Source organism: Kitasatospora sp. NPDC059160 (assembly GCF_042755465.1).
Lineage (GTDB): Bacteria > Actinomycetota > Actinomycetes > Streptomycetales > Streptomycetaceae > Kitasatospora.
The window spans coordinates 22,859-47,051 of the sequence record NZ_JBHZCN010000053.1 but is presented as its reverse complement, the minus strand read 5'-3'; the positions used below and the strand labels follow the sequence as shown (position 1 = coordinate 47,051).

Genomic DNA, 24,193 nt, shown 5'->3' with positions numbered 1-24,193 from the left:
TTCTCCTCTCCGCGCGGCCGGTCAGCCGGCCGGTGTGACGGTCAGGTGCGGGAACTCCGAGGTGGTGAGCATGACCCGGGCGCGCTGGACGGCGTTGAAGCCGGTGCCGTACCCCAGCCCGGTGAGGATCTCCCGGCCGGTGCGGCGGCCGTCCGCGGCCTCCTGGATCGCCTTGACCTCGGGCCAGGCGGGCCAGGAGGCCACCTCGGAGGCGTTCGGGTCGGGGTGGTACGCGCCGTCCCGGTCCAGGACGTGGCGGTGGCGCACGGCCGTCGGGCGGTCCAGCACGCCGTCCAGGAACATCCGGTTGCGGTCGGCGTCCGAGACCCTGGTGCCCGTGCCGGCGCGGTCGGGGCGCAGGTAGAACCAGAGCATCGGCGAGTTGTCCAGGTGCAGCAGGTTGACCAGCTGCCAGCGCGCCAGGTCGTCCAACCGCTCGTACGGGGCCAGCAGTTCGGGGTCGGTGAGCTCCGTGGTCCAGAGGAACCGCCGGCGCATCTTGTCGAAGCCGTTGACCTTCGGGGCCTCCAGCAGCAGGCCGCACTCCCTGGCCAGCCCGGCCAGCGAGTCGACGTCGTAGGAGGTCTCGCAGGGGTTCATCCAGCGGTCCGCCCAGGCGGGTTCGGGGCTGCGCCGGGTGTCCTCCAGGTGCTTCGTCATGGTGCTCTCGACCTGGAGCGAGCCGGCCAGGCTCCGGGCGAGGGCGTACCGCTCGCGGTGGCCGTGCTCGGACTCGGGGGCCAGGATCCGCAGCGCCGCCTGGAAGGACTCGGCCTCCCGGCGGTGGAAGCGGTTGTAGACCATGAGTTCGAGCACGCCGTCGTCCCGCACCGCCGCGGACAGCCGCTCCAGGCAGCGCCGCGGCTCCGGGTTGTGGTGGATCACCCCGGTGCAGACGACCAGGTCGAACTCCCGGTCGTACCCGGCCTGGGTGATGCCCTGCTGCACCAGCCGCAGGTTGGTCACCCCGAGCTGCTCGGCGTTCTGTCGGCAGATGGCGAGCGACTCCGCGGAGACGTCGGTGCCGAGCACCTCGGCCGCGGGGAACTGGAGCGCCGTGATCAGCGCCTGGTTGGTCCCGCAGCCGGCCACCCAGATCCGGCGGATCGGCCCGAGGCCGGCCCGGCCGGTCTCCTGGCGGATCAGGGCGGCGTGGAAGTCGGGGTCGCTCATCCGGTCGAAGTAGACCGGCTTCCACGGGTAGGGGAACGTCCCGTAGAACTCGGAGACGGTGTTCTCGTGCCCGATCAGCCCGTGCGGCGTCGACACTTGTGCTACTCCCATTCGCTCAGGGTTGCGGTGCGGATCGGCGGCCGATCAGATCAGGGTCACCGAGCGGTCGAGCAGGGACAGCGCTCCGATGCCCACCCGCAGGCCGTCGTTGGCATGGGTCAGGCTGGCCGACCGCAGGTCGCGGAAGTGCCGCTCCAGGGGGATCGGGGCGTCCTGGAGGTAGCCCAGCCGCAGTCCGCCCAGCTGCACCATGTTGTCGACCGCCCGGAAGGCCAGGTCGGAGGTGGCCACCTTGAGGGCGTTGAGCTGGAGTTGGGTCCGCGGGTGGGCCAGCGAGCGGCCCTCGGCGCGGGCCAGGTCGACCTCCTCGCGGACCCGGGTGAGGTAGGCGCTGGCGAGTTCGAGGTCCACCCGGATCCGGGCGAGCCGCTCGTGGAAGAGGTCGGAGGCGCCCTCGGCCCGGCCGGACTTCCAGAGGAAGCGCACCAGTTCGCTCAGCGCGCCGCGGGCGGCGCCCAGCCAGCAGGCGGCCCAGGCGAGGTGCGAGACCGGGATCATGCTCTCCCGCGCCACGTCGGCGAAGCGGCCGGAGCCGCCGATGACGTTCCGGGCCGGGGCGCTGCCCTTGATGACCATCCCGACGCTCTCGGTGGCCCGCATGCCGAGCGCGTTCCACTCCCCGGTGGTCGCCAGTTCCAGGTCCGCGCGGTCGGCGTAGACCAGCGAGACCTCGTGCTCCGAGGCCTCCGCGCCGGCCCGCATGCTGATCAGGTAGCCGTCGGCGTGCGCGCCGCCGGTCACCACCGGGGCGATCCGGTCGATGCCGACCCGGTCGCCGTCGGGGACCAGCGGGCTGTGGGCGGTGAACAGGCTGGCGCCCCGGCCCTGTTCGCTGGTGACGGAGGCGATGAAGAGCTCCTCCGTACCGATCCGGGTGAGCAGGTCGGCCTTGAGCTCCGCGCTGCCGTACCGGACCACCGCGTCGACGTGCGACACGTGCATCGCCCAGATCTGGGCGGTGGACAGGCAGGCGCCGGCCAGTTCCTGCGCGACCTCGGTCCACAGCCGGGTGGAGGCGCCGGAGCCGCCGTACTCCTGCGGGACGGTCAGGCTGAGCAGCCGGTGCTCACGCAGGGTCTCCAGCGACGCGGCCGGAAAGGCCGCGCGCCGGTCGGACTCGGCGGCCTGTTCGCGCAGGACCGGCAGGATCCCGGCCACGAGCTCGGCCGCGGCCGCCGTCATCAGCCGTCCTTCCGAACCGCGTGGCCCGCCTGCGCGAGGGTTTCGGAAACCTCGGCCCACAGCGTGGCGGGCGTCGCGAAGATCTGGAAGTTGAGCAACTCGAAGGCGAACTCGACGTCGTACTCACGCTCCAGCTGCATCATCAGCTGGACGATTCCGATGGAGGTGAGACCGGCTCCCGAGAGATCCAGATCAGGAACCAGTTCGGCGCCACCGGAAATCCCGGGGACGACCTTCAGGAGTACTTTCTCGAAACGGTCGTCCCATGGCCTGCTCACGGTGTTGCCCCTCCCGCTGTACGGAAAACCATCGCTGCTTCTGGTGAATGCGACTGAATTCGGCCGCGCGATTCAGGACGCGTCGGCCGGCGACCCCGACGTGGATTTCAGGAGGTCTCGCCGGCCATTGCCCGGCGCAGACTCAGCGGACGCATGTCGGTCCACACCTCGGCGATACGGTCGAGGCATTCCTGCTTGGTCCCGGTGAACCCGGGCGCGGTCCAGCCGGCCGGCGGGGTGCTCTCCGCAGGCCAAACCGAGTACTGCTCCTCGTGGTTGACGACGACCTGGTAGGACCGGAGGTCCTCGTCGCTCTGCTCGCTCACGTGTCCCTCTTTCCGATCAAGGCCTGCCCCCGCACACCCGTCGACACGTATTTCCGCCCGGGTTCCTCATCGGCCGATCGAACGGCCGGGCAATCCGGCAACGGCGGGGCCGAACGCCTCGCGGCGGCCATAAGTCCGGTTCCGGGCAGGGGCTTCGATGCCAATGATCCTCTCCGCGTCCCACCCCGCTGTCAATGGTCGGAAGAGAAGTAGGGACGCCCGGACCGGGGCCCGTCCGGGCCGATATCCATATCCATCCCAACCGGGACAGAACCGCACTATTCCGGCCCGCCGCCCCAACTCCCGCGGCACACCCGGAAAACGGCTGTTGACAGGAGCATCGCCAACGCTAAGATCGACTTGGATCGACTTAGTGACTGCCGTCTGCGCACCGGAAGACCATATCGACGCCGCCCCCCACCTCGCGGCCGATAAATGGGATGAAGAAAGGTCACGGCGCTTTGAGCAGCAATGAAAGCCCCAGCCCGGAGACGTTCGAGCCGGACGTCTTTCCGGCGGCCAAGGCGCAGGAGCAGCTGTACTTCGTGCAGCAGGTCATCGGCGACTCCCCCGCCTACCACGTCCCGGTCGTCTTCGCCCTGACCGGCCGGCTCGACCCGGCGGCCCTGGAGCGCGCGGTGCGCCGGGTGGCCCTGCGGCACGAGGCGCTGCGGACGCACTTCACCCTCGGCGACGACGGGCTCCAGCAGGTGGTCACCGATCGCCCCGCCGACTGGCGGATCGTCGACTGCGCGTCCGAGGACGAACTGGGCTCCCGGCTGCGGTCGGAGACCGACCGGCCGTTCGACCTGGAGTCGCCCCCGCTGTTCCGCGCCGCCCTGCTGCGGCGCGACGAGCGGACCGCCCTCCTGGTGTTGACGATGCATCACATCGTCTGCGACGGATGGTCCCTGGGCATCGTGGTCGACGAACTGTTCCGCCACTACGACGCGTTCGCGGCCGGTCGGGACCTCGTCCTGCCGGAACCCGAGTTCCAGTACGGCGACTACGCCGACTGGCAGCGCGCCTGGCTGGGCAGCCCCGCCGCCGAGAAGCACCTCGACTTCTGGTCCCGGACCCTCGGCGGGGAGCTGCCGGTCCTGGAACTGCCCGGGGACCGGCCGGCCGGCACCCCGGCCCCCGGCCACGGCGGCGGCGGCGGCCTGCTGAGCTTCCCGCTGGAACCCGAACTGCTGGACGGCCTGCACGCGTTGGCCACCGCGGCCCGCAGCACGCTGTTCACCGTCATGCTCGCCGCGTACCAGGTGCTGCTCGGCCGGTACACCGGGGTCGAGGACGTCATCGTCGGCAGCCCGGTGGCCAACCGCAGCCGGATCGAGTTCGAGCGGACGGTCGGCTTCTTCGTCAACATGGTGGCGATCCGCACCGACCTCGGCCCGGCCGAGTCAGGGGCGGGAGAACCGGGGACGGGAGAACCGGGGGCGGGAGAACCGGGGCCCACCGGACCGAGCTTCCGCGAACTGCTGACCCGGGTGCGCACCGCCGCGTTACAGGCCCAGGACCACCACGAGCTCCCCTTCGAGTCCGTCGTCCAACTGGTCAACCCGCGCCGCGACCCCGGCCACGACCCGGTCTTCCAGGCCCTGTTCATGCTGGACGACACCACGACCGAGCCGCCCGCGGCGGAGGGACTGGAGATCGTCCCGGTGCCGGTCCACTCCGACACCGCCAAGTTCCAGCTCTCCCTCCAGGTGAACGAGCACGACGACCGGCCGGGCTTCGAACTCGAGTACCGCACCGACCGGTTCACGCCCGAGTGGGCGCAGCGCTTCGCCGGGCACTACGCCCGGCTGCTGCGGCTGGTGGTCGAGCAGCCCGACCGCCCGCTCGACGCGCTGTTCGAGCTCCCGGCGGCGGAGCGCGCCCCGGACCGCGCCCCGGACGGCGTCGCGGGCCGTGCCGCGGAGGACGGTCGGGACGACGGCTGGGACGACGAGGACGACACCCCGTACGTGGCACCGCGCGACGAGGACGAGCGGATCCTGGCCGAGGTCTGGCAGGAGGCCCTCGGCCGCGGCGACATCGGCATCGACCACAACTACTTCGAGGTCGGCGGCGACTCGATCCTCAGCATCCAGATCCTCTCCCGGGCCCGCCGGCACGGCCTGCGGTTCGAACTGCGGGACCTCCTGGTCGCCCAGACGATCCGCGAGCTGACCCCGCTGGTGACCCGCACCGCCCCCGAGGCCGAAGCGGCCCTGGAGCCCTTCGACCTGCTGACGGCCGCCGACCGGGCCCGGCTGCCGGACGGCCTGGCGGACGCCTATCCGCTCACCTCGCTCCAGGCCGGCATGCTCTACCACAGCGAGCTGGACGCCGTGCACCGCGCCTACCACGACGTCGCCGGCTACCACCTGCGCGGCCCGTACTCGCCGCCGGCCTGGCGCTCCGCCGTCGCCGCCCTGCTGGAGCGGCACGAGCTGCTGCGCACCTCCTTCGCCCTGCGCGACCTCGGCGAGCCGGTCCAGCTGGTGCACCACCAGGTCGCCGAACCGCCGGTCACCTTCGAGGACCTCAGCGCGGTGCCCGCCGACGAGCAGCCGGAGGCGCTGCGCCGCCACTACGCGTGGGAGCGCGAGCACCCCTTCGACTGGGAGCGCCCGCCGCTCATCCGCTTCCACGTGCAGCGCCGCTCGGCCGACACCTTCCAGCTCTGGGTGGTCGAGCACCACGCGATCCTGGACGGCTGGAGCGGCCGGCAGCTGCTGACCGAACTCCTGGAGCTCTACCTCCAGGCCCTCGGGCGCAGCACCCGGGAGCTCGCCCCGCCGCCGCTCGCCCGGTTCCGCTCGCTGGTCGCCCTGGAGCGCGAAGCCGTCGCCGATCCCGGCCAACGCGCCTTCTGGCGCGAGCGGTTGGACGGCATGACGGCGCTGCGGCTGCCGCGCACCGCCCCCGCCGCGGGGGTGCCGGACCTGGTGATGACCGAGTACGAGCTGCCCGGGCAGCTCTCCGCCGACCTGCTGCGGACGGCCGCCGAACTCGGCGTCCCGGTCCGGATCGCGCTGCTGGCCGCGCACCTGCGGGTGCTGGCGCTGCTCGGCGGCACCGACGACGTGGTCTCGGGCGCGGTCTACAACGGCCGCATCGCCGAGGAGGACGGGGAGCGGGTCGTCGGCCTGTTCCTGAACACCCTGCCGGTGCGCGCCCGGATCGACGACGGCACCACCTGGGCCTCGCTGGTCGCCGACGTCGCCGCGACCGATCTCGCGCTCCAGCCGCACCGCCGGCTCCCGCTCGCCACCATCCAGCAGGACGCCGGCGGCGGGCCGCTGTTCGAGAGCTTCTTCAACTACACCCACTTCCACGCGCCCGACGAGGGCACCGCCGGGGAGCTGGAGATCCTCGACGAGTTCGGCGTGGTGCCGACCAGCTTCCCGTTCGGCGTGGAGTTCATGCGCGACGCCCGGACCGGGCGGATCGGCCTGGGACTGCGGTACGACGCGGCGCAGTTCGCCGCCGAGGAGATCGACCGCTGGGCCGGCTACCACCTGACCGCGCTGCGCTCGCTGGCCGCGGAACCCGCCGCGGGCATCGGCCGGACCGAACTGCCGGCCCCCGCCGAGCTGGCGCAGCTCGACCGCTGGAACGACACCGCGACCACGTACCACCGGCCGCACCTGCTGCACGTCCTGGTCGAGGAGCAGGCCCGGCTGACCCCGGACCGGATCGCGGTGGCCTTCGAGGGCGGCACGCTCTCCTACCGGGAGCTGGACCGCCGGGCGGACGCCCTCGCCCGCCGGCTGGTGGAGCGCGGGGTGGAGCCCGGCGACCGGGTCGGGGTGTGCCTGGAGCGCTCGACCGAGCTGGTGGTCTCGCTGCTGGCGGTCCTCAAGGCGGGCGGCGCCTACGTGCCGATCGACCCGGAGCACCCGGTCGCCCGGATCGCCACGATGGTGACGGAGGCGGCGCCGGCCCTGGTGCTGACCACGACCGCGCTCGCCGAGCGGGTGGAGCCGTCCGGTGCGGCCGTCGAGGCGGTGGACACCGGGAACGCCGGCACCGGGGCCCCCGGCACCGGGCTCCCCGACGCCGGGCTCCCCGTCGGCGGCCCCCGGGTGGCGGTGGACCCGGACGCCCCGGCCTACCTGATCTTCACCTCCGGCTCCACCGGCGTCCCCAAGGGCGTCGTGGTCTCGCACCGGGCGATCTGCAACCGACTGCTGTGGATGCAGGAGGAGTTCGGCCTCACCGAGGCGGACCGGGTGCTGCAGAAGACCCCGTACACCTTCGACGTCTCCGTCTGGGAGTTCTTCTGGCCGCTGGTCCAGGGCGCCCGGCTGGTCGTCGCCGCTCCCGGCGCCCACCGGGAGCCGGAGGAGCTGGCGCAGCTGATCCGCGAACACTCGGTGACCACGGTCCACTTCGTGCCCTCGATGCTCCGGGTCTTCCTGGACCACGCGGACCCGGCGGACTGCGCGAGCCTGCGCCTGGTGGTGTGCAGCGGCGAGGCCCTGCCGGCCGACCTGCGGGACGCCCACCACGAGCGCCTCGACGCGGAGCTGGTCAACCTCTACGGCCCGACCGAGGCCGCCGTCGACGTCACCTGCTGGCGCTGCCGCCCCGGTGACGGCGCGACGGTGCCGATCGGGCACCCGATCGCGAACATCCGGATCCACCTGCTGGACGCCCGGATGAACCGGGTGCCGGTCGGCGTGACCGGCGAGCTGCACATCGGCGGCGTCGGCCTGGCCGACGGCTACCACGGCCGCCCGGACCTCACCGCCGAGCGCTTCGTCGAGCACACCTGGCCGGACGGCACCGCCGAACGCCTCTACCGCACCGGGGACCTCGCCCGGCGCCGCCCGGACGGCGCGATCGACTACCTGGGCCGGGCCGACCAGCAGGTGAAGGTCCGCGGCATGCGGATCGAACTGGGCGAGATCGAGGCCGCGCTGACCCGCCACCCGGACGTCCGCGAGGCGGCCGTGGTCCTGCGCGGGCACCGGCTGGCGGCGTACGTGGCGGCCCCGGAGTCCGTCACCGGCGACGCCCTGGCCGCGTACCTCGGCGACACCCTGCCCGAGTACATGCTGCCGAGCGTCTGGACGCGGCTGGAACGGCTGCCGCTGGCCTCCAACGGCAAGGTGGACCGCAAGCTCCTCCCGGAGCCCGGGCCGGCCGCCCTGGCCGGGGAGCGGACCCCCGCGCCGCCGGTCACCGACGTCCAGCGCCGGCTCGTCCGGGTCTGGGAGGAGACCCTCGGGGTCAGCCCGATCGGCATCCACGACAGCTTCTTCGCGCTCGGCGGGCACTCCCTGGTGGCGCTCAACCTGGCCATGCGGATCCGGCGCGAGTTCGGCCGCAAGCTCCCCGTCGCGGAGCTCCTGGCGCACAACACCGTGGCCCGGCTGGCCCCGCTGGTGACGGCCCGGGAGTCCGGCGACGAGGACCCGGCCCGGCTGCTGCCGATCCGCCGGGCCGGGGAGGGCGAACCGCTCACCCTGGTCCACCCGGTCGGCGGCGGCGTGTTCTGCTACCTCCCGCTCGCCTCCCAGCTGCGACCGGGCCGACCGGTGTACGGGATCGTCTCGGAGGGCCTGGTCTCCGGCAGCGTGGCCAACCTGTCGGTGGAGCGGATCGCCGAGAGCTACGTCGACCTGCTGGTGGCCAAGCAGCCGAAGGGCCCGTACCACCTGGCCGGCTGGTCCTTCGGCGCGGTGCTGGTCTTCGAGATGGCCTGCCGGCTCCACCGCCGGGGTGCCGAGGTCGGCTCGCTGAGCATGATCGACGCGGCCTACCCGGGCCAGTTCGACGAGAGCCTGCGCGACGAGGACCTCGCGCTGCTGGTCTTCGTCGACGTGCTGCGGGCCGCCGGGATGGCCGTCCCGGAGCACGACGACGCGGAGTGGGCGGCGGCCCTCGCCGAGTTCCCGACGATCCACGAGAAGCTCCGCTGGCTGGTCGGCCGGCTGCCCACCGCGGAGGACGGCAAGGCCACCGAACTGGAGCAGTGGGAGGCCTACTTCAAGGTCTTCACCACCAACCTCACCGCGCACAACGACTACCGGCCGGGCCGGTACCCGGGCGACGTGGTCTACATCGAGGGCCTGGACGGCGGCGCCATCGGCAGTGCCGGCGCCTGGCGGGCCGCGGTGGACGGCCGGTTCAGCGCGCACACCATCGAGGCCAGCCACTACGACATCCTCCGGCAGCCGCACGTCCGGCAGATGGCCCGGCTGGTGGACCGGGCCCTGGACGGCGCCGCGGTCGGGGCACCGGACGGGGCACCCGGCACCGCCCCGGACGGGACGCCCCGGTGAACGGCGCCGTGGAGCACGCGCGCACCGCCGCCGAACTGGTGATCCCCGCGCGCTACAACGGACCGGACGGCTCGGCCCACGGCGGCTACGCCTGCGCCCGGATCGTCGCCCTGGCCGACGGCCGGCACGGCCCCGACCCGGCGGTGACCCTGCTGGCCCCGCTGCCGCTGGACGCCCCGCTGGAGTTCCGGGCCGGCGAGCGCCGGTCCGGGCTGTGGCACGGCGCCGAGCTGGTGGCCACCGTCACCCGGGCCCGGGACGGACTGCCGCTGCCGCCGCCGGTCGGGCTCCCGGCGGCGCGCGCCGCCGCCGCCGGCTACCTGGGCCGCACCGGCCACCCGTTCCCCACCTGCTGGGCGTGCGGGCCGGAGCGGGCCGAGGACGGCCTGCGGCTGTCCCCCGGTCCGGTGGCCCCGGGCACGGTGGCCTGCACCTGGACCCCGCGCGGCGCCCCCGGCGCGGCCGTACCCGCCGAACAGGTCTGGGGCGCACTCGACTGCCCCGGCGGCTGGGTGACCGACCCGCGCGCCCGCCCGATGGTGCTGAGCCGGATGACCGCCGCGCTCACCGGGCCGGTGCGGGCCGGCCGGGAGTACGAGGTGGTGGCCGCCCGGCACGCGACCCACGGGCGGACGGTGGTCAACCTCACCGCCCTGTACGACGCGGACGGGCGGCCGCTCGCGCGGGCCACCGCGCTGTGGACGGAGGTCCGACCTCCCGACGACCCCGCCGCCCGACCACCCCACCGCCCGACGACACGCCAGTCGCCCACGAAACCGGGCCCGTGACCGGCACGGTCCGGACCGCCCCGAAGGGACAGTTGATCAGCCCATGGCCACGGTAGACACCGCAGTGGTCCCCACCGGGGGCCTGACGTCCGTGTGCGACCGCTTCGCGTCCGTCGCGCGCGACCGGGCCGGCGCCACCGCCGTCCGGTCCGGCGCCACCCGCCTGTCCTACCGGGAGCTGGACGCCCGGGCGGAGGCCCTCGCGGCCCGGCTCCGGGCCGTCGGCGTGCGGCGCGGCGACCGGGTCGGGGTGCGCGTCGACCGCTCGGCGGAGCAGGTGACCGCCCTGCTCGGCGTGCTCAAGGCCGGGGCCGCGTACGTCGCGGTCGACCCCCAGGACCCGCCGGCCCGCGCCACCGCCCTGCTGGCCGACGCCGGCGCCCGGGCGGTGCTGGCCGGTCCGGACCTCACCCTCACCGTGCTCACCGGGGCCGACGCGAGCGGGGCCGCCCTGAGCGGGCCCGACACGCCCCCCGGCCCCGAGGACACCGCCTACGTCGCGTACACCTCCGGCTCCACCGGCCGCCCCAAGGGCGTCAGCGTCCCGCACCGGGCCGTGCACCGCCTGGTGGTCGGCGGCGACCCGCTGGCCTTCCGCCCCGAGGACGTCTTCCTGGCCCACGCCCCGATCGCCTTCGACGCCTCCACCCTGGAGGTCTGGGGCGCCCTGCTGAACGGCGCCTGCCTGGTCGTCGCACCGCCCGGGCCGCTCGGGCCGGGCGAGTTGACCGAGCTGGTCCGCGAGGCCGGGGTCACCGTGCTGTGGCTGACCGCCGGCCTGTTCCACCAGGTGGTCGACGCCGGGCTCCCCCCGCTGCCGGCGCTGCGCTACCTGGTGGCCGGCGGCGACGTCCTCTCCCCCGCCCACGTCGACCGCGCGGCCGCCGCGCTGCCGAACGGCGTCGTGGTCAACGGCTACGGGCCGACCGAGAACACCACCTTCACCTGCTGCCACCCGGTGCGCGAACCCCTGGACGGGCGCCCGGTGCCGATCGGCCGTCCGATCGGCGGCACCCGGGTGCACGTGCTGGACGAGCGGCTGCGGCCGGTGCCCGTGGGCGGGACCGGCACGCTCTTCGCCGCCGGCCCGGGGCTGGCCCACGGCTACCTCGGCCGCCCCGACCTGACCGCCGAACGCTTCCTCCCCGACCCCTTCGCCGCCGAGCCCGGCGCCCGGATGTACGACACCGGCGACCGGGTCCGGCAGGCCCCGGACGGCACCCTCGCCTTCCTCGGCCGGACCGACACCCAGGTGAAGCTCCGCGGCTTCCGGGTCGAACTCGGCGAGGTCGAGGCCGCCGTGAGCGCCCACCCCGACGTCCGCTCCGCCGTGGTGGTGCTCCAGCAGCGGGCCGACGGCGACCGCCGGCTCGCCGCCTTCTACCAGGGCGAGGTCGAACTGCTCTCCGCCGAACTGCGCGCCGGCCTCGCCGCCGAACTGCCGCGCCACCTCGTCCCGAGCACCTTCACCTGGCTGGAGGCCCTGCCGCTGACCCCCAACGGCAAGGTCGACCGCACCGCCCTGGCGCAGCGCCGCGGCCGCGAGCGCGAGGACGTCGGCAGCGAGCACCGGCCCCCGCACGGCGCCGCCGAGGAGTGGCTGACCCGGTTGTGGGAGGAGGTCATGGAGATCGACGGGATCGGCGCCGACGACGACTTCTTCGAACTGGGCGGCCACTCGCTGATGGCCACCCGGATCACCGGTGAGATCTCCGCCGAGACGGACCTGCTGATCACCGCCCGGACCTTCTACGAGAACCCGACCGTGGCCGAGCTGGCCCTGCGGGTCGTCGAGGCCGCGGCCGAGGAGGGCGCCGATCCCGAGGTGCTGCGCGAGCACGACGGAGCCGGCCGATGAGGATCACCGCGCAGCCCCGCCCGGAGCGGATCGACCCGGACTCGGTGGACCTCGGCGACCCGGCCTTCTACGCCGAGGGCGATCCGCACCCGGTCTGGACGGTCATGCGCCGGGAGGCACCGGTGCACCGCCGGACCCTCCCGGACGGCCGGTCCTTCCTCTCGGTGACCCGGCACGCCGACGTCAGCGCCGTCCTGCGCGACCACACCCGCTTCACCTCCCGCCGGGGCACCATGCTGTCGATCCTCGGCGAACGCGACCCGGCGGGCGACAAGATGATGGCCGCCTGCGACCCGCCGGTGCACGGCGCCCTGCGCGAGCCGATGGCCCGGGTGCTCTCCTTCGCCCGGCTGCGCCCCCACCAGGAGGCGATCCGCCGCCTGGTGCGCACCCTGCTCCAACCGCTCGCCGACGGCGGCCCGCTGGACCTCGCGGCGGCCGCCACCGGCTTCCCGATGGCCTTCACCGGCGCCCTGATGGGCCTGCCGGAGCAGGACTGGGAGTACCTGGCCCGGCTCACCACCATGGCCGTCGCCCCGGAGGACGCCGCCTTCCACCAGGTCGGCGGGGGCGCCAAGCTGGTCCGCGCGCACCACGAGCTGTTCGCGTACTTCGCCGAGCAGGCCCGCTCCCGCGGACCCCGGGACGACCTGGTCGGCTTCCTGCGGAGCATGCCGGTCGGGGACCGCACCATGCGCCGCGAGGAGCTCGTCTACAACTGCTACAGCCTGCTGCTGGGCGCCAACGTCACCACGCCGCACGCGATGGCCGCGACCGTCCTGGCCTTCACCGAGCACCCGGAGCAGTACCGCCGGCTCGGGGACGGCACCGCCACCGTCGAGGACGCCGTGGAGGAGGGCCTGCGCTGGTCCTCCCCCGCCAACCACTTCATGCGCTACAGCGTGGTCGACACCGAGCTGAGCGGCGTCCCGGTCCGGGCCGGGGAGGCGGTGGTGGCCTGGCTCGGCTCCGCCAACCGGGACGAGCGGGTCTTCGCCGACCCCTTCGCCTTCGACGTGTCCCGCTCCCCCAACCGCCACCTGGCCTTCGGCTTCGGCCCCCACTACTGCATCGGCGCCCCGCTGGCCAGGATCGCGCTACGGCTCTTCTTCGCCGAAGTGGTGCGGCTCGTCGGGGAGTTCGAGCTCGCCGGCCCGGTCGAGCACCTGCGGTCGAACTTCGTCGCCGGGATCAAGAGCCTGCCGGTGACCGCCAAGCTGCGCTGAGCGCACGAGAGACTCCAGAGGTGAGGTGCTGTATGACGACGGTCAGCAAGCCCGGGAGGTGGCTGCTGCGCCGGCCGTCGCCGGACGCGGCGGCCCGGCTGTTCTGCTTCCCGTACTCCGGGTGCGGCGCGTCCATGTACAACGGGTGGCCGCGGCGGACCGGAGGCGTCGAGCTCTGCGCGGTGCAGCTGCCCGCGCGGGAGAACCGGATGCGGGAGCCGCACCACGGCTCGTACGAGTCGCTGGCCGAGCAGGCCGCCGAGGCGCTCGCGCCCTACCTGGACCGTCCGTTCGGCGTGTTCGGGCACTGCGGCGGGGCGCTGGCCGCGTTCGCCACCGCGCTGCACCTGCAACGGACCGGCCGGCCGGCGCCCACCGCGGTGTTCGTCTCCTCCCAGGTCGCGCCGCACCAGGGGCCGTACGGGCGCTTCCTCGGCCTGGTCCGGGACGAACTGCGCGAGGAACTGGCGCGGTTGACGGTGTCGATGGGCGGCCGGGTCCAGCCGTCGGCCCTCGACCTCGCGCTGGACGTCCTGGAGCAGGACGTGGCGGGCAACCGGAACTACCGGCTGGACGCCCCGGTCGTCCTGGAGGCGGCGGTGCACGCGATCGGCTGGAGCGGGGACGTGGAGATCCGGCCCGACCAGATGGACGGCTGGCGGGAGTACGCGGCCCCCGGCCGCTACCACCCGGTGGTGCTGGCCGGCGAGCACCACGCCTTCCTCAAGGCCCCGGCGGAACTGATGGCACGATTCACCGAGGGACTGGCACTGTGACGTCCGGCAAGCAGATCGGCGTGCTGCGCCGCAACACCGACTTCCGCAACCTGTGGCTCGGCCAGTCCGCGTCGATGCTCGGCTCCAACATGACGGCCGTGGCCGTCCCGCTGATCGCCTCGGTCACGCTCTCGGCCTCGATCTCCGAGCTGGGCGTGCTCAGCGCCGCGAGCTACCTGCCCTACCTGCTGGTGAGCCTGTTCGTCGGAGTCTGGGTGGACCGCAAGCCCAAGCGCCCCATCATCATCGGGGCCGACCTCCTGCGCGGGGCCACGATGATGCTGGTCCCGTGCGCCTGGTGGCTGGACGCCCTGACGGTGCCGCTGCTGGTCGGCGTCGTCCTGCTGGTCGGCCTGTGCAGCGTGGTGGCGGACATCGGCAACGCCTCCCTGCTGCCGGCCCTGGTCGAGCGCGACGACCTGATCGAGGGCAACAGCAAGCTGGAGCTGAGCAGTTCGGTCTCCAACATCGGCGGCCACTCGCTCGGCGGGGTGATCGTCCAGGCCCTGACCGGCCCGGTCGCGATGGCCCTCAACGCCGCCACCTTCGTGGTCTCCGCCCTGTTCACCTCGCGGATCCGGCGGCGCGAGCCTGCCCCGGAGAGCACCGGCGGGCCCGGCTCGGTCTGGAAGGACGCGGCCGAGGGCGCCCGCTTCGTCCTGGGCAACCCGCTGCTGCGGGTCCTGGTGCTCGCCACCCTGGTCGCCAACTTCTTCGCGCTGGCCTGCGAACCGCTCTTCCTCGCCTTCGTGACCCGCAACCTGGACCTCGCCCCGACCTTCGTCGGCGTCATCCTGGCCTCCTCGGGCGCGGGCGCCCTGATCGGGGCGGTACTGGCGGGGCCGATGAGCCGACGGATGCCGCTGGGCCGGCTGCTGGTGTTCACCTCGACCGCGATCGGCCTGGCCTCGCTGCTGACCCCGCTGGCCACCGTGGTGCCGGAGGCGGCGGCGATCGTGCTGCTGCTGGTGATGCACGTGGTGAACTCCGCGATGGTGATCGTCTGCAACATCAACCTGCGCGCCTACCGCACCTCCATCACCCCGGACGAACTCCAGGGCCGGATGACCGCCGTGGTGCGGATGGTCGTCATGGGCGGCGCCCCGCTGGGAGCCGTCTTCGGCGGCTTCCTCGGCGACCGGATCGGCGTCTCCCCGGCCCTGGTGTTCGCCTCGGTGGGCCTCCTGGTGGCCGCCGTGATCATCGCCCTGTCACCGGTCCGGCGGGTGACCGAGATCCCCGGGGCGGCCGCCGACCCGGCGCCGACCGCGGACCACGGGTCGGCCCAGGCCGACCCCGTCGAGGGGGTCCCGGTTGACTAGCCCCACCGAGCTGCCCGCCGCCACCGCGCTGCGGGAGGGCCCCGGCCGCGGCACGGGCACCGGCCGCAGCGCGGGCACCGGCCGGGCCTTCGGCACCTTCGGCGAACTGCTGCAGGGCGCACTGCCCGACGACGGCCCGGAGTTCCTGGTCACCCTCCCGATCGCCGGATGGAGCACCGCGACCTTCCGCTACGACCCGCAGGAGCCCGCGGTCTCCGTCCGGCCCGCCCACAAGGCCAAGTCCCGGCGGCTGGCCGGGCTGCTGCTGGAGCTGACCGGGCGGCCCGGCGGCGGCGAACTGGACCTGACCGGTGAACTGCCCGAGGGCAAGGGGCTGGCCAGCTCCTCCGCCGACCTGGTGGCCACCGCCCGGGCCGTCGCGGCGGCGCTGCGCACACCCCTGCCGCCGACCGCGGTCGAGGCCCTGCTGCGGCGGATCGAACCGACCGACGGCGTGATGTACGACGGCATCGTCTCCTTCCTGCACCGGGACGTCCGGCTGCGCGAGCGGCTCGGCTACCTGCCGTCGATGACCGTCCTCGCCCACGACGAGGGCGGCCGGGTCGACACCGTCGGCTTCAACCGGATCCCCAAGGACTACACCGACGAGGAACGCCGGGAGTACGGCCGGCTGCTGACCGCGCTGGGCACGGCGGTGCGCACCGGGGACCTCGCCGAGGTCGGCCGGATCGCCACCCGCAGCACCGAACTGAGCCTGCGGCGGCGGCCGCACCGCGGCTCCGGGGAGCTGCGCGCGCTCTGCGCGGAGCTCGACGGCCTCGGGCTGGTCCGCGCGCACAGCGGCACCAACCTGGGCGTCCTGCTGCCCGCCGGCGACCCGGAGCTGGCCGCGAAGGTCGAGCACGCCCGGGCCGCCTGCCGGTCCGTCGGCGGCACCGTGTCGGTGCACCGCACGCTCGGGCCCGAGGAGTTCGCCGCCGCACCGGAGCCCACCGCCGTACCGGAGTTCACCGCCGTACCGGAGTTCACCGCCGTACCGGCCGCACCCGGCGCCGGGGAAGGACAGCCGCATGCGCGCTGACGCCACACCGGACGGCTCGGCCCCGGACGGGACCGACGGGTCCACCCTCACCGGGCTGCTGGCCCGCCGGATGGCGCGCTGCCCGGACGCGACGGCCGTGCTGTGCGGCGCCGAACGGCTGAGCCACCGGGAACTGGACGAGCGCGCCAACCGGCTGGCCCGCGAGCTGATCGCGCGCGGGATCGGCCCGGAGCACCTGGTGGCGGTGGCCCTGGAACGGTCGGTCACGCTGCTGGTGGCCCTCCTCGGGGTGCTCAAGGCCGGCGCCGCCTACGTCCCGGTGGACCCGGGGTACCCGGCGGAACGCCTCGACCAGGTGCTCCGGGACGCCGAACCGGCGCTGCTGCTCACGGTCGCCCCGACCACCGGGGCGCTGCCCCGCACCCCAGCCCCGGTGCTGCTACTGGATTCCGCCGCGACCGGTCTCGCCCTGGCCGGCCGCAGCGCCGCCCCGGTGCGGGACGCCGAACGCCTGCGGCGGCTGCGGCCCCAGCACCCGGCGTACGTCATCTACACCTCCGGCTCCACCGGCCGGCCCAAGGGCGTCGTGCTGTGCCACGCCTCGGTGGTCAACTACCTGACCTGGGCGGCGCGTTCCTACCCCAGCACGGGCGGGGTGGCGCTGGTCCAGTCCTCGGTCGCCTTCGACCTGACCGTGACCGGCCTGTTCGCCCCCCTGCTGGCGGGCGGCGCGGTGCACCTGGCGGGCGGCCGCGGCGGCGGCCGGGCCGCACTGCGCGAGCACCCGTGCACCTTCCTCAAGGCGACCCCGGGGCACCTGCCGCTCCTCGACCTGCTCCCGGCGGAGTTCTCCCCCCGCCGTGAACTGGTCCTCGGCGGTGAGCAGTTGCTCGGTGCCGCGCTCGCCGGCTGGCGGGCCCGGCACCCGGAGGCCACCGTGGTCAACGAGTACGGGCCGACCGAGGCCACCGTCGGCTGCACGGAGTACCGGATCGAACCGGGCGCGGAGCTGCCGCCCGGTCCCGTCCCGATCGGCACCGCCATCGACGGCGTCGGGCTCCACGTCCTGGACGCACGGCTGCGGCCGGTCGACGGGCCGGAGGCCGAGGGCGAACTGTACGTGTCCGGCGCCGCGCTGGCCCGCGGCTACCTCGGACGGCCGGATCTGACCGCCGAGCGCTTCCTGCCCTGCCCGGACGGCCCGCCCGGGGCCCGGATGTACCGGACCGGCGACCTGGTGCGGCGCACCGCGGACGGCGGGCTGTGCTACCTCGGCCGGGCCGACCGCCAGGTGAAGGTCAAGGGGTTCCGGATCGAACCCGCCGAGGTGGAGGCCGCGCTGCTCGGCCACCCGGCGGTGGCCCAGGCGGCCGTCTTCGTCCAGCCCGCCGAACCGGGCGCCCCGGGGGACCGGCTGGCCGCCTGCGTGGTGCTGCGCACCGGCCGCGCGGAGCGGGCCGAGGAGCTCCGCGCCCATCTGGTCGCCCGGTTGCCCGAGTTCATGGTGCCGACCCTCCTGACCGTCCTCCCGGAGATCCCGCTGACCCCCGGCGGAAAAGTCGACCGGGACGCCCTGGTGGCGCGGAATTCCCTTGCCACCGAGGCCCCTTCCGTCCTTTCCTGAATGAACGACCCGTCATATTCCCGACCGTGTCGCACAAACCCACTGCTAGGATCTGCCAAATGCGCGCACTCGACGACAACGAAGTCCGTGAATCCTTCGTCAACTGCACCAAGGGAGAGGCGCGCAGGCTCAGCCTTCCCCGCAACCTCTCCGAACTCCCCTGGGACGACCTGGACTTCCTGGGATGGCGGGATCCGGGCGCGCCCGACCGCGGCTACCTGGTGGTGGAGCGGGGCGACGGCCTGGTGGGGATCACCCTGCGGTCGCCGAACGTCCGGCGCAGCCTGACGAAGACCAACGTCTGCTCGCTGTGCATCACCATCCACGGCGGCAGCGGGGTCGCCCTGCTCTCCGCCCGGCTGGCCGGCCCGGCCGGGCGCGAGGGGAACACCGTCGGCACGTACATCTGCGCCGACCTGGCCTGTTCGCTGTACGTGCGCGGCAAGCGCAGGTCGGCCTCGGTCAGCCGCCCCGAGGAGTCGCTCTCGCTGGAGGAGCAGATCGCCCGCACGATGACCAACCTCGACGCCTTCGTGGCGCAGGTGCTCAAGAAGGTGTGACCCGCGGGCCGCGAGCCGCGGACGCGGGAGGCCGACGACCCGGGTGGTCGTCGGCCTCCGGCGTCACGACGCCCCGGCCTCGACGCCCCGGTCACGACACCCCGGCCTCGAAGGCCTCCCGCAGGTGGGCCGTGAACCGCTCGACCGTGGGACGTTCGTAGAGCGCCTCGGCACTGAGGCGCAGTCCGGTGAGGGCCTCGATCCGGTCCACGATCCCGGCCGCCAGCAGGGAGTGGCCGCCCAGCTCGAAGAAGTCGTCCCGCACGCCCACCGGTTGGATCCCGAGCGCCTCGGCCCAGACCTCGGCGATGATGCCCTCGATCTCGTCCCGCGGCGCCGCGTACGGCGTGCCGAGGTCCGGGCGGCCCTCGTCGGGGCGGGGCAGGGCCCGCCGGTCGACCTTGCCGTTCGGGGTCAGCGGCAGTTCGTCCAGGGCCACGAAGCGGCCGGGGACCATGTGCTCCGGCAGGCTGCGGCGGCACCAGTCCCGCAGCGCGGCGACCTCGGGCGCCCGGCCGCTGCGCCAGACCCCGTACGCCACCAGGACGGTGCCGCCCGGGAGGTCCTCGCGGGCCAGCACGGCGACGGCGAAGGCCTCCGGGTGGGCGCCGAGCACCGCCTCGACCTCGCCGAGGTCGATCCGCATGCCGCGCAGCTTGACCTCGTGGTCGATCCGCCCGAGGAAGTCCAGGCAGCCGTCCGGGCGGCGGCGCACCAGGTCGCCGGTGCGGTAGGCCCGGGCGGACGCCTCCGGGGAGCCGTCCTGCGGCGAGCCGGGCTGAGGCGAGCCGGGCTGCGGGGAACCCGCCCGCGGCGCGCCGGGGTGCGGCACGAACCGCTCGGCGGTCAGCCCGGGCCGCCGCCAGTAGCCGCGGGCGACCCCGGCCCCGCCGATCCACAGCTCGCCCGGGGTGCCGTCGGGGACGGCGGCACCCGCCTCGTCCACCACCAGCACGTCGGTGCCGCGGATCGGGCGGCCGATCGACACCCGGCCGCCGCCGGGGTCGACCTCCCAGGCCGTGGCCCAGACGGTCGTCTCGGTGGGCCCGTAGACGTTGGTGACGGCGGACGCCACGCCGGCCAGCGCCCCGGCCAGTTCGGCGGTCAGCGCCTCGCCGCCGACGACGACCCGCAGGCCCGGCACCCGCTCCCGGAGCTCGGGGACGAGCAGGCGCAGCAGCGAGGGCGTGGACTGCAGCAGGGTCGCCGCCGAGCCCCGCACCGCCTCGGCCAGCCGCCGCGGGTCGTGCACCAGTTCACGCCCGGCCAGCACCACGGTGCCACCGCTGACCAGCGGCCCGAAGATCTCCAGCACGGCGATGTCGAAGGAGACGGTGGTGATCGCGAAGAACCGGTCCTCGGGGCCCAGCGCGAACCGCTCGACCATGTCGGCCAGGAAGTTCACCACGCCGGCGTGCCGGACCATCACGCCCTTGGGCAGGCCGGTGGAGCCCGAGGTGTAGATCAGGTAGGCGAGGTCGTCGGGTCCGGCGAGGCCGTCGAGGCGGGCCTGCTCGTCCGGAGCGTCCGGCCCGTCCGGGTCATCGGTGTGCTGCGGCCCGTCCAGGTCCTCCAGCAGGAGTTCCGGGAGGCCCTCGGCCCAGGCCCGGCCGCTGTGGTGACGGTCGGTCACCAGAACGGCGGCTTCGGCGTCCTCGACCATGAAGCGCAGCCGCCCGTCCGGGTACGAGGGGTCGAGCGGCAGGTAGGCGGCGCCCGCCTTGAGCACCGCCAGCAGCGCCGCAACCAGGCCGGTGCCGCGTTCGACGGCCACCGCGACGTGGCTGCCGGGGGTGACGCCGCGGGCCCGCAGGGCCCGGGCCAGCCGGTCGGCCCGCGCGTTCAGCTGCCGGTAGGTCGTCCGGTCCGGCCCGCTGACCACCGCGAGCGCGTCCGGGGTGCGGCCGACCTGGGCCTCCACCATCCGGTGGAGCGTCGGCGCGTCGTCTGCGGAGAGCATGGATCCCCCATCGTCGGGTACGGTGCGGACTGCGTCGACAGAGCGATCCTGCAACGGGGCGGGCCCCGGGAACAAGATCCACGGGCGATCATCCCGCCCTGATGTCCAGTTCATGACAATATCTCACCTCTCGTCGGCCCCTGCGCCGGTACGGCGCGATTCCGGCGATTTTCCCGACGGGGCAATACCGTTCGGGGAAAACTCGGGCTACCGAACCTCCCCGGTTCCTGGCAGACTCGACGATTGATCGACAACGGGGCCGTCGCGGACACAATCTCCCGGCCCCCTACGAACTTCCACAACCATGAGGCCGGGCACGTCGATTGACACAGTGCCGTCGACACGGGGGTGCGGCGTGAATTCCGAGAACGAACTCCTTCGACGCCTACGCGAAAACCGTAGGACCACGACGGGAAAACCGACGGTCGAACACCTTCCGGCCACCGGACCGATTCCCGCGTCGAGTGCCCAGCAACGCCTGTGGTTCCTCGACCGGTTGCACGGCGGCAACGCGGCCTACAACGTCCCGATCGCCGTCCGGATCGACGGCCCGCTCCGGCCCGAGGCCCTCACCACCGCCGTCCGCGACCTGGTCCGCCGACACGAGGCGCTGCGGACCCGCTTCACCTTCGACGGCCGGGAGCTCGTCCAGGAGACCGTCTCCGCAGCGGAGTTCGACGTCCCGTACCGCACCGTCGAGGGCGCCGACCCGGCCGCCCGGGCGGCCGAGCTCGACCGCCTGCTGACCGCCGAGGCCCGTCGGCCCTTCACCCTCGACGGCGAACTCCTGGTCCGGGCCGCGCTCCTGCGCACGGAACCCGAGCGGCACGTCCTCCTGCTGAACGTCCACCACAGCGTGATCGACGGCTGGTCCGAGCGGGTCCTCCTCGCCGAACTGTGGACGCGCTACGACGGCCTGACCACCGGCTCCGCCGCCGAACTCCCGCCGCTGACCGCCACCTTCGCCGACCACGCGCGCCGGGAACGCGCGGCCGTCGACGAGGGCGGGTTCCGGGACGGCCTGCGGTACTGGCAGGAGCAGCTGCGCGGCCCGCTCCCCGGGCTCGACCTGCCCACCGACCGCCCCCGGCCCGCGCGGCCGAGCTTCGCGGGCGACGCCGTCCTGCTCGAACTGCCGCCACCGCTCACCGCCCGCGTCGGCGAGCTCTGCCGGGCCGAGGGAGTCACCCCCTTCATGCTGGCGGCGGCCGTCCTGAACGTCGTGCTGTCGCACCGCACCGGCGGCACGGACCTGGTGGTCGGCACGCCGGTCGCCAACCGGCGGCAGCCCGAGTTCCACGGCGTCGTGGGCTTCTTCGCCAACACGGTGGCCCTGCGCACCAGCCTGGCCGGCTCCCCCGACGTCCGGGAGCTGCTGCGCCGCACCCGCAGCACGGTGGCAGCGGCGCAGGACCACGAGGCCGTCCCCTTCGCCCAGGTGGTCGAGGCCGTCGCCGCTGGGCGGGAGCGGACCGGCGCCGCGCCCTTCCAGGTCCTCTGCACCTACACGGACCTCCACGACTCCCCCGCCCCCGGAGCGCCCGGAACGGCCCTGAGCACCGGGTTCGTCGAGATCGCCGGGTGCAGCACCCGCTTCGACCTGGAGGTCCAGGTCGAGCGGCGCCCGACCGGCCTGGTCTGCCGCTTCGTCTACGCCACCGAGCTCTTCGACCGCGACCGGGTCCGGCGACTGGCGGAGCACTACCTGGAGGTGCTGACCGCCGCCGTGGCCGACCCGGACCGGCCCGTCGCCGACCTCCCCACGGTCTCCGCGGCGGAGCGCGCCCTGCTGCTGGCCACCGGCACCGGCGAGCAGCTCGCGCCGCCCCCGCGTACCGTCCCCGAGCTCTTCCAGGACCAGGCCGCCCGCACCCCGGCCGCCGCGGCGCTGCTGTACGAGGGCGAGGCACTCGGCTACGCGGAGCTGAACCGCCGTGCCAACCGGCTCGCCCACGCGCTGATCGCCCGGGGCGCCGGGCCGGAACGGGTGGTCGCGCTGCTGCTGCCGCGCTCCCCGGACATGTTCGTCGGCCTGCTGGCGGTGCTCAAGACCGGGGCGGTCTACCTGCCGGTCGACCCGGACTACCCGCCCGAGCGGATCGTCCACCTGCTCGGCGACGCGCGCCCCGTCCTCGCCCTCACCCACGCCGACACCGCGCCGGCCCTGCCGAACGGCGTCCCCCAGCTGCGGACGGACACCGCCGACACCGCCGCGGAACTCGCGCAGCGACCGGACCGCGACCCCGAGGACCGCGACCGCACCGCCCCGCTGCACCCGCAGCAGTCCGCCTACCTGATCTACACCTCGGGCTCGACCGGCACCCCCAAGGGCGTCCTGATGCCCGCCGCCGGCCTGCTCAACCTGCTGGCCTGGCACCGCGCCGCCTTCCCCGGCGGCCCCGGCACCAGGACCGCCCAGTTCTGCGCGATCGGCTTCGACGCGTCCGTCCAGGAGATCCTCACCACCCTGGTGACGGGCAAGACCCTGGTCGTCCCCACCGACGCGATCCGCCGCAGCCCGGAGGACCTGGCCGCGTGGATCGAGCGGTACGAGGTCGACGAGCTGTTCGCACCCACCTCGGTGATCGAGGCCCTGTACGAGGCGGCCGAGGAGCACGGACGGGCCCTCACCCCGCTGCGCACCGTCTACCAGGGCGGCGAGGCGCTGACCACCAGCGCCCGGACCCGCGCCTTCCACCACCCCGACACCGGCCGGCGGCTGCACAACGTCTACGGGCCGGCCGAGACCCACGCCGTCACCGCGTACAGCACGGCGCCGGACAGCACCGGCTGGCCGGCCACCGCCCCGATCGGCGGCCCGATCGCCAACACCCGGGTGTACCTGCTGGATCCGGGCCTGCGCCTGGTCCCGTACGGCGTGGTCGGAGAAGTCCACCTGGCCGGAGCCGGCGTCGCCCGGGGCTACGCGGGCCGGCCCGACCGGACGGCGGAGCGCTTCCTGCCCGACCCGTTCGGGCCGCCCGGTTCGCGGATGTACCGCACCGGCGACCTGGCCCAGTGGCTGCCCGACGGAACCCTGGCCTTCCTCGGCCGGGCGGACCACCAGGTCAAGATCCGGGGCTTCCGGGTGGAGCCCGGGGAGATCGAGGAGGCCCTGACCCGGCACCCGGCCGTGGCCCGGGCGGCGGTGCTGGCGCGGGAGGACCGGCCCGGCGGGAAGACCCTGGTCGGCTACCTCGTCCCGGCCCCGGCCGCCCCCGATCGCGCTGTCGGCCCCGCCGCCGACCCCGCCGCCGACCCCGCCCCGACTCCGGCGGAGCTGCGACAGCACCTGTCCCGCACACTGCCCTCCTTCATGCTGCCCGCGTCCTACGTGTGGCTCGACCGGCTGCCGCTGACCCCGAACGGCAAGCTCGACCGGGCCGCCCTCCCCGCACCCGGGGCCGAACCTCTCTCCGCCCCACGGGAGTTCACCAGCGAGACCGAACGGCGGCTGAGCGCGGTCTTCGCCAAGGTCCTGCGCAGGCCGGACATCGACGTCGACCGGAGCTTCTTCGACCTCGGCGGGCACTCGCTGCTGGCCACCCGGCTGATCAACCGGATCCGCTCGGAGCTGGGCGTCGAACTGCCGCTCCGCGCGCTCTTCGAGACCCCCACGGTGGCCGAGCTGGCCGCGCTGCTGGACAGCGCCGCCGCGACCGGCCGGTGACACTGTGTTGAACCCGCACACCGACGTGCGCCCACCCACCGAC

At 74.2% G+C, this 24,193-nt stretch carries 15 protein-coding genes; 10 read left to right on the top strand and 5 right to left on the bottom strand.

The annotated features are described in order from the left end of the window. Positions 1–21: 21 nt before the first annotated feature. The 4 genes from ACFXOZ_RS22965 to ACFXOZ_RS22950 all read right to left on the bottom strand — a co-directional run bounded on the left by ACFXOZ_RS22965 (position 22) and on the right by ACFXOZ_RS22950 (position 3,079). Entirely contained in the window at positions 22–1,284 is a 1,263-nt protein-coding gene (locus ACFXOZ_RS22965) for a class I SAM-dependent methyltransferase (protein WP_375890464.1), read from the bottom strand. Between the two features lie 33 nt (positions 1,285–1,317). Further along, positions 1,318–2,475, bottom strand: a complete 1,158-nt coding sequence (locus ACFXOZ_RS22960) for an acyl-CoA dehydrogenase family protein (protein WP_380592348.1) — start codon at positions 2,473–2,475, stop codon at positions 1,318–1,320. Continuing rightward, entirely contained in the window at positions 2,475–2,753 is a 279-nt protein-coding gene (locus tag ACFXOZ_RS22955; protein ID WP_375890467.1) for a phosphopantetheine-binding protein, read from the bottom strand. The genes ACFXOZ_RS22960 and ACFXOZ_RS22955 overlap by 1 nt, the downstream gene beginning before the upstream one ends. Positions 2,754–2,860: 107 nt before the next feature. Further along, positions 2,861–3,079: an MbtH family protein gene (locus ACFXOZ_RS22950; protein WP_375890468.1), complete on the bottom strand. Its 219-nt coding sequence runs from the start codon at positions 3,077–3,079 to the stop codon at positions 2,861–2,863. A gap of 461 nt (positions 3,080–3,540) precedes the next feature. Here ACFXOZ_RS22950 and ACFXOZ_RS22945 point away from each other — a divergent pair, with 461 nt between their 5' ends. From ACFXOZ_RS22945 to ACFXOZ_RS22905, 9 genes are read left to right on the top strand one after another with little or no spacing between them, the layout of a single operon-like run. Continuing rightward, entirely contained in the window at positions 3,541–9,363 is a 5,823-nt protein-coding gene (locus ACFXOZ_RS22945) for an amino acid adenylation domain-containing protein (protein ID WP_380592346.1), read from the top strand. Beyond that, entirely contained in the window at positions 9,360–10,151 is a 792-nt protein-coding gene (locus tag ACFXOZ_RS22940; protein WP_380528436.1) for a hypothetical protein, read from the top strand. Before ACFXOZ_RS22945 ends, ACFXOZ_RS22940 begins: the two co-directional genes overlap by 4 nt. 43 nt (positions 10,152–10,194) lie before the next feature. After that, positions 10,195–12,009 carry a non-ribosomal peptide synthetase gene (locus ACFXOZ_RS22935; protein WP_380528438.1) on the top strand — a complete coding sequence of 605 codons (1,815 nt, stop codon included), beginning with the start codon at positions 10,195–10,197 and terminating at the stop codon, positions 12,007–12,009. Further along, positions 12,006–13,235, top strand: coding sequence for a cytochrome P450 (locus ACFXOZ_RS22930; RefSeq protein ID WP_380528440.1), 1,230 nt, complete (start codon positions 12,006–12,008; stop codon positions 13,233–13,235). Before ACFXOZ_RS22935 ends, ACFXOZ_RS22930 begins: the two co-directional genes overlap by 4 nt. A gap of 32 nt (positions 13,236–13,267) precedes the next feature. Next, on the top strand, positions 13,268–14,011 hold the full coding sequence (locus ACFXOZ_RS22925; RefSeq protein WP_380592344.1) for a thioesterase II family protein: 744 nt from the start codon (positions 13,268–13,270) through the stop codon (positions 14,009–14,011). Then, positions 14,008–15,333, top strand: a complete 1,326-nt coding sequence (locus ACFXOZ_RS22920; protein ID WP_375890480.1) for an MFS transporter — start codon at positions 14,008–14,010, stop codon at positions 15,331–15,333. The genes ACFXOZ_RS22925 and ACFXOZ_RS22920 overlap by 4 nt, the downstream gene beginning before the upstream one ends. Continuing rightward, positions 15,326–16,375 (top strand): kinase, encoded by a 1,050-nt coding sequence (locus tag ACFXOZ_RS22915; RefSeq protein WP_380528444.1) that lies wholly within the window; start codon positions 15,326–15,328, stop codon positions 16,373–16,375. The genes ACFXOZ_RS22920 and ACFXOZ_RS22915 overlap by 8 nt, the downstream gene beginning before the upstream one ends. Then, a complete protein-coding gene (locus ACFXOZ_RS22910) occupies positions 16,365–17,960 on the top strand; it encodes an amino acid adenylation domain-containing protein (RefSeq protein WP_380528445.1) in 1,596 nt (531 codons plus the stop codon). Before ACFXOZ_RS22915 ends, ACFXOZ_RS22910 begins: the two co-directional genes overlap by 11 nt. Positions 17,961–18,019: 59 nt before the next feature. Next, positions 18,020–18,520, top strand: a complete 501-nt coding sequence (locus ACFXOZ_RS22905) for an FBP domain-containing protein (RefSeq protein ID WP_375890486.1) — start codon at positions 18,020–18,022, stop codon at positions 18,518–18,520. A gap of 91 nt (positions 18,521–18,611) precedes the next feature. On the opposite strand, the gene ACFXOZ_RS22900 is transcribed toward ACFXOZ_RS22905, so the two are convergent. Beyond that, positions 18,612–20,480 (bottom strand): amino acid adenylation domain-containing protein, encoded by a 1,869-nt coding sequence (locus ACFXOZ_RS22900; RefSeq protein WP_380592342.1) that lies wholly within the window; start codon positions 20,478–20,480, stop codon positions 18,612–18,614. A 304-nt stretch (positions 20,481–20,784) separates the two neighbouring features. Between ACFXOZ_RS22900 and ACFXOZ_RS22895 the strand changes: the two genes are divergently transcribed. Beyond that, positions 20,785–24,150 (top strand): amino acid adenylation domain-containing protein, encoded by a 3,366-nt coding sequence (locus tag ACFXOZ_RS22895; RefSeq protein WP_380592340.1) that lies wholly within the window; start codon positions 20,785–20,787, stop codon positions 24,148–24,150. Positions 24,151–24,193 lie beyond the last annotated feature (43 nt).

Bases quoted from the DNA above. Each gene is read 5' to 3' on its own strand.
- ACFXOZ_RS22930 (WP_380528440.1), top strand. From the start codon at position 12,006: ATGAGGATCACCGCGCAGCCCCGCCCGGAGCGGATCGACCCGGACTCG.
- ACFXOZ_RS22900 (WP_380592342.1), bottom strand. From the start codon at position 20,480: ATGCTCTCCGCAGACGACGCGCCGACGCTCCACCGGATGGTGGAGGCC.
- ACFXOZ_RS22965 (WP_375890464.1), bottom strand. From the start codon at position 1,284: ATGGGAGTAGCACAAGTGTCGACGCCGCACGGGCTGATCGGGCACGAG.
- ACFXOZ_RS22935 (WP_380528438.1), top strand. From the start codon at position 10,195: ATGGCCACGGTAGACACCGCAGTGGTCCCCACCGGGGGCCTGACGTCC.
- ACFXOZ_RS22925 (WP_380592344.1), top strand. From the start codon at position 13,268: ATGACGACGGTCAGCAAGCCCGGGAGGTGGCTGCTGCGCCGGCCGTCG.
- ACFXOZ_RS22910 (WP_380528445.1), top strand. From the start codon at position 16,365: ATGCGCGCTGACGCCACACCGGACGGCTCGGCCCCGGACGGGACCGAC.
- ACFXOZ_RS22905 (WP_375890486.1), top strand. From the start codon at position 18,020: ATGCGCGCACTCGACGACAACGAAGTCCGTGAATCCTTCGTCAACTGC.
- ACFXOZ_RS22895 (WP_380592340.1), top strand. From the start codon at position 20,785: ATGAGGCCGGGCACGTCGATTGACACAGTGCCGTCGACACGGGGGTGC.
- ACFXOZ_RS22960 (WP_380592348.1), bottom strand. From the start codon at position 2,475: ATGACGGCGGCCGCGGCCGAGCTCGTGGCCGGGATCCTGCCGGTCCTG.